The organism is Mesorhizobium sp. M4A.F.Ca.ET.090.04.2.1 (genome assembly GCF_003999085.1).
Classification (GTDB): domain Bacteria; phylum Pseudomonadota; class Alphaproteobacteria; order Rhizobiales; family Rhizobiaceae; genus Mesorhizobium.
In genome coordinates this window covers 1-5,025 of the sequence record NZ_RZOT01000456.1, presented here as the reverse complement: position 1 = coordinate 5,025, position 5,025 = coordinate 1, and the positions used below count along the sequence as shown (strand labels likewise).

At 63.7% G+C, this 5,025-nt stretch carries 5 protein-coding genes; 4 read left to right on the top strand and 1 reads right to left on the bottom strand.

All coding sequences use genetic code 11. The annotated features are described in order from the left end of the window. Positions 1–678: branched-chain amino acid aminotransferase (locus EN781_RS25500; RefSeq protein WP_127400444.1), on the bottom strand; the 678-nt coding region annotated here is incomplete at its 3' end. A gap of 232 nt (positions 679–910) precedes the next feature. Between EN781_RS25500 and EN781_RS25495 the strand changes: the two genes are divergently transcribed. The 4 genes from EN781_RS25495 (at position 911) to EN781_RS25480 (ending at position 4,858) form a co-directional block, all read left to right on the top strand. Then, positions 911–1,444 carry a MarR family transcriptional regulator gene (locus EN781_RS25495; protein WP_126058698.1) on the top strand — a complete coding sequence of 178 codons (534 nt, stop codon included), beginning with the start codon at positions 911–913 and terminating at the stop codon, positions 1,442–1,444. Continuing rightward, positions 1,431–2,150, top strand: a complete 720-nt coding sequence (locus EN781_RS25490; RefSeq protein ID WP_126058697.1) for a response regulator transcription factor — start codon at positions 1,431–1,433, stop codon at positions 2,148–2,150. Before EN781_RS25495 ends, EN781_RS25490 begins: the two co-directional genes overlap by 14 nt. 49 nt (positions 2,151–2,199) lie before the next feature. Further along, on the top strand, positions 2,200–3,615 hold the full coding sequence (locus EN781_RS25485) for an ATP-binding protein (RefSeq protein WP_126058696.1): 1,416 nt from the start codon (positions 2,200–2,202) through the stop codon (positions 3,613–3,615). A 220-nt stretch (positions 3,616–3,835) separates the two neighbouring features. Next, positions 3,836–4,858, top strand: coding sequence for a glycosyltransferase family 1 protein (locus EN781_RS25480; protein ID WP_126058695.1), 1,023 nt, complete (start codon positions 3,836–3,838; stop codon positions 4,856–4,858). Positions 4,859–5,025: the final 167 nt, after the last annotated feature.

Sequence of the window (5,025 nt, the reverse complement as noted above, 5' to 3'; positions counted from 1 at the left end):
GCCGATGACCGTGCGGCGGGTGATGCCGTCGAGGAAGCAGTCGGGCTTCGGGGTGTGGATCTTGCCGTCCTTGACGAAGAAGATGTTGGCGCCGGTCGCCTCGGCGACCTGGCCGCGCCAGTCGAGCATCATGGCGTCGGCATAACCTTTTGCCTCGGCCGCGTGTTTGGAGAGTGTGCAGATCATGTAGAGGCCGGCGGCCTTCGAGTTGGACGGCGCGGTGCGTGGATCGGGCCGGCGCCATTCGGCGATGTCGAGGCGGATGCCCTTCAGTTTCTGCGCTGGATCGAAGTAGCTCGGCCACTGCCAGATGGCGATGGCGCAGTTGATGCGGTTGTTCTGCGCCGAAACCCCCATCTGCTCGCTGCCGCGCCAGGCGATCGGACGCACATAGGCGTCCTGGAATCCCTGCTTCTTCAAAAGCGTGCGGCAGGCGTCATCGAGCTCTGCGACCGTATAGGGGATCTTGAAGCCGAGCAGGCGCGCCGATTCATGCAGGCGCTCGGTGTGCTCGGTGAGCTTGAAGATCGCGCCGCCATAGGCGCGCTCACCCTCGAACACAGCACTGGCATAGTGCAGGCCATGGGTCAGCACATGAATCTTGGCGTCGGCCCACGCGACGAACTCGCCGTTCATCCAGATGAAGCCGTCCAGTTGGTCGAAAGGAACGGATGCCATGGAAACCTCCCGCGGGCGCAAACCCGCACATCGTTGTCGTATAGCCGCGGCACGCGGCCGGTGTCCGGAAGCGTAGGCGGATATCAAATGTATGGCAAACTCAGGAAGTTCCGGAAAAACGGGCTCCCCTTGCCTTTTCGTTCGCAATCCGCCGAAAAGCTTGTCAAAAATTACCATTGCCGGGAAATTACGTCAATAGTACTGACATAATTCCCGTTCGCATGGAGACGAGATGACGGATCAAAGCCACGCCGCCGGAAAACCGATCAGGACCGCGATCACCGACGAGGACGGCATCGACTTCGCCATCATCGAATTGCTTTTCTTTGCCTATCGCGACTTCACCTCCGATCCGGACCAGATACTGGCCGACTATGGCTTCGGCCGCGCCCATCACCGTGTCCTGCATTTCGTCAACCGCAGGCCGGGGCTGACGGTCGCCGAATTGCTCGACGTGCTCAAGATCACCAAGCAGAGCCTGGCGCGCGTGCTCAAGCAGTTGATCGACACCGACCATATCGTCCAGTTGCAGGGTCCGCGCGATCGCCGCCAGCGCGAACTTTACCCGACCGCCAAGGGCCGCGCCCTGGCATTGGCGCTGGCGCGGCCACAGTCACGCCGCATCCGTGCTGCATTGGAGGATTCCGGAGCCGCCGACCGCGCCTCGATCGAACGTTTCCTCGAAGCGATGGTCAATCCGGAACTAAGAGCGCAGATCGACATTGTGCCTGCGAAAATATCGGGGAAAAGCCATGGAGACCATTGAGAGGGTTGATCATCCGACAGCACCGGACGATGACGCGCCGCATCTGCTTGTGGTCGATGACGACACCCGTATCCGCAACCTGCTCAAGCAATACCTGTCCGAAAACGGCTTCCGCGTCACCGTCGCCGGCAATTCCGGCGAGGCCCGGCGCAAGCTTGCCGGCCTCGATTTCGACCTGCTCGTGCTTGACGTGATGATGCCGGGCGAAACCGGTGTCGACCTCACCAAGGCGCTGCGGGCGGAAAAGAACGTTCCGATCCTCATGCTGACGGCGCTCTCCGAGACCGACAGCCGCATCACCGGTTTGGAGGCTGGCGCCGACGACTACCTGCCGAAGCCATTCGACCCGCGCGAGCTGATCCTGCGCATCAACAACATCCTGCGCCGTGGCGGCCCGGTGGCGACTCCCAAGGTCGAGCAGCTGGTATTCGGCCCCTACACCTTCCAGATCGCCAGACGCGAGCTGAAGCGCGGCGGCGAGGCGCTGAAGCTGACCGACCGCGAGCAGGAGATCCTGGCGATCTTTGCCGCGCGCGCGGGCGAGACCATTCCGCGCCATGAACTGGTCGGTGACGAGTCCGACGTCGGCGAGCGCACCATCGATGTCCAGATCAATCGCTTGCGCCGCAAGATCGAGCGCGATCCGTCCAACCCGGTCTGGCTGCAGACGGTGCGCGGTATTGGGTATCGGCTCAGCGTGGAATAGAATATTCCTGAGGCCCTTGCTGAACGGCCGTTGACGAGCGGAAGGGCAGATGGCGACCACGCAACTGGAAAGGCCGGGAAATGACGGCTTGAGCGATCGCGCCATGCGGATGCTGAAAGCCATGCCGCGCGCCTGGAACCGGTTCTGGCGCCTGGTTGCGCTTTACATGCCGAAACGGCTCTACGCCCGCTCGCTGATCATCGTCATCGCTCCGATGATCCTCTTGCAGTCGGTCGTCGCCTTCGTCTTCATGGAACGCCACTGGCAGACCGTGACGCAGCGCCTATCGCAAGCGACCGTACGCGACATCGCCGCCATTATTGACATGATGGAGGCCTATCCGCACGATGCCGACTACGCCAACATCATCCGCATCGCCCAGGACAGGATGCAGCTCAAGGTCGATCTTCTGCCGCCCGACCCACTGCCGCCGCCCGGGCCGAAACCGTTCTTCTCAATCCTCGATGAGGCTCTGTCGTCCGAGATCACCAGGCAGATCAACAGGCCGTTCTGGATCGACACCGTCGGCAACTCCAACATCGTCGAAGTCCGCGTCCAGTTGGAAGGCAAGGTGCTGCGCGTCTTCGTGCGCCGCAGCCAGGCCTATGCCTCCAACACCCACATCTTCCTGATCTGGATGGTTGGCACTTCGCTGGTCCTCCTGATGATTGCCATCCCCTTCCTGCGCAATCAGATCCGGCCGATCCTGACGCTCGCCGAGGCCGCCGAAAGCTTTGGCAAGGGCCGGCCGATGCCGCGCGATTTCCGCCCGCGCGGCGCCGAGGAGGTGCGGCGCGCCGGCTTTGCCTTCATCCAGATGCGCGAGCGCATCGAGCGCCAGATCGAACAGCGCACCGCCATGCTGACCGGCGTCAGCCATGACCTCAGGACCATCCTCACCCGCTTCAAGCTGCAGCTGGCTCTGGCCGGCGGCAAGGCCGAAACCAAGGCGGCGCTCGACCAGGATATCGACGACATGCAGTCGATGCTGGAAGGCTATCTCGCCTTCGCCCGCGGCGAGGCCTCGGAGGACCCCGGCCGTTTCGATCTCGACACCTATTTCCAGAAGCTCGGCGAAGAGGCCACGCTGCGCAAATGCAAGCTGTCGACCACGCTCGTCGGCGACCCACACGTGCATGTACGGCCGAACGCCTTCGCCCGGCTGCTGTCCAACGTCATCGGCAATGCCTTCCGCTACGCAAGGACGGTGGAGATCAACGCCGACCACAGAAGCGGCTCGCTTCTGGTTACCATCGACGACGACGGGCCGGGCATCCCGCGGGAAAAGCGCGAGGAGGTGTTCAAGCCCTTCCTGCGCCTCGACGAGGCGCGCAATCTCGACGCCAGCGGCACCGGCCTTGGCCTCTCCATCGCCCGCGACATCGCCCGCAGCCATGGCGGCGACATCACGCTGGAGGATAGTCCTCTCGGCGGCCTGCGCGCGGTGATCAGGGTTCCTGCCTGAAGCGAAGCCACGCTTCTCAGAAATACCGGCTTCATCCGCGCGTCATGAAACCATGGTGAAGAGCGCGCATGAAACGCGCGACTACGGTTGATTCGGCCATGCCGCCCCGATTCGAGCCCGTGCCCTCAAGGGGGCGCTGGAGCGAGGCGCCGGCTGCCGCCTGGCCGCCGTTCCGGCATCGCATCACGGGGAAAGACGACCTTTTCGGCAAAGGGGCGCCATGCGCATATTGATGGTCACCGACGCCTGGCGCCCGCAAGTCAACGGCGTCGTCCACACGCTGGAGCGGCTCGCCGAAACGCTGAAAGCCTTCGACGTCGAGCTGGATTTCCTGACCCCCAACATCTTCCGCACCCTGCCGCTGCCGACCTATCCCGACATCCGGCTGGCGCTGACGACGCCCGGCCATGTCGCGCGGCTGATCGATCAGCGCAGGGCCGACCACATCCATATCGTCACCGAGGGTCCGTTGGGCTTCATGGCGCGCCGCTATTGCCGCAATGCCGGCCGCCCGTTCACCACCAGCTATCACACGCGCTTTCCCGAATATCTCAGTGCCCGCCTGCCGGTGCCCGAGAGCTGGGCCTATCGCTGGCTGCGCGATTTCCACAATTCCGGTCAGGGCACGCTGGTCGCCACCCAGTCGCTGGCGGATGATCTTGCCGCGCGCGGCTTCAACAAGCTGAAACCCTGGACCCGCGGCGTCGACACCGACCATTTCCGGCCGGACAAGCGCAAGGACATGGGATTTCCGGGTCCGGTCTTCCTCTGCGTCGGCCGCGTCGCGGTCGAGAAGAACCTGGGCGCCTTCCTCGACCTCGATTTGCCCGGCAGCAAGGTCGTCGTTGGCGAGGGACCGGAACTCGCAAAGCTCAAGGCGCGCTATCCCAACGCCCATTTCCTCGGCCACCGACCGAATGACGAGCTGGCCGAGATCTACGCCTCGGCCGACGTCTTTGTCTTTCCGAGCCGTACCGACACCTTCGGCAACGTCATCATAGAGGCGCTGGCCAGCGGCACGCCGGTCGCCGCCTATCCGGTGACGGGTCCGATCGACATCGTCGGCGACGGTGTCGGCGGGGCGGTGTCGGGGGACCTGCGCGAGGCAGCCCTTGCCGCGCTTCACGTCGACCGCGCAGAGGCGCGCCAGCGCGCCATGCGCTACAGCTGGACGGCCTGCGCGGAGATGTTCCTCGACACGGTCGAAGAAGCGCTGGGAACGACGCGCAAGCTGGCCGCCTGATGGTGCCAGCGCCCAGGATGTATTGAGATTCAGGTCAGGCCGAACTGAGAATGCTGGGCTCGGGAACCGGAGCGGAGCCGTTCCTAAAGTACGCCAGCACCACAAGCGCAGGAGCCTGCCGTTCGCATTGCGGCCTCACCTGAATACCATGCATCCTAGAACAGACG

Excerpts from the sequence above, each read along its gene's own strand:
- EN781_RS25495 (WP_126058698.1), top strand. The coding sequence starts at position 911 with ATGACGGATCAAAGCCACGCCGCCGGAAAACCGATCAGGACCGCGATC.
- EN781_RS25480 (WP_126058695.1), top strand. The coding sequence starts at position 3,836 with ATGCGCATATTGATGGTCACCGACGCCTGGCGCCCGCAAGTCAACGGC.
- EN781_RS25485 (WP_126058696.1), top strand. The coding sequence starts at position 2,200 with ATGGCGACCACGCAACTGGAAAGGCCGGGAAATGACGGCTTGAGCGAT.
- EN781_RS25490 (WP_126058697.1), top strand. The coding sequence starts at position 1,431 with ATGGAGACCATTGAGAGGGTTGATCATCCGACAGCACCGGACGATGAC.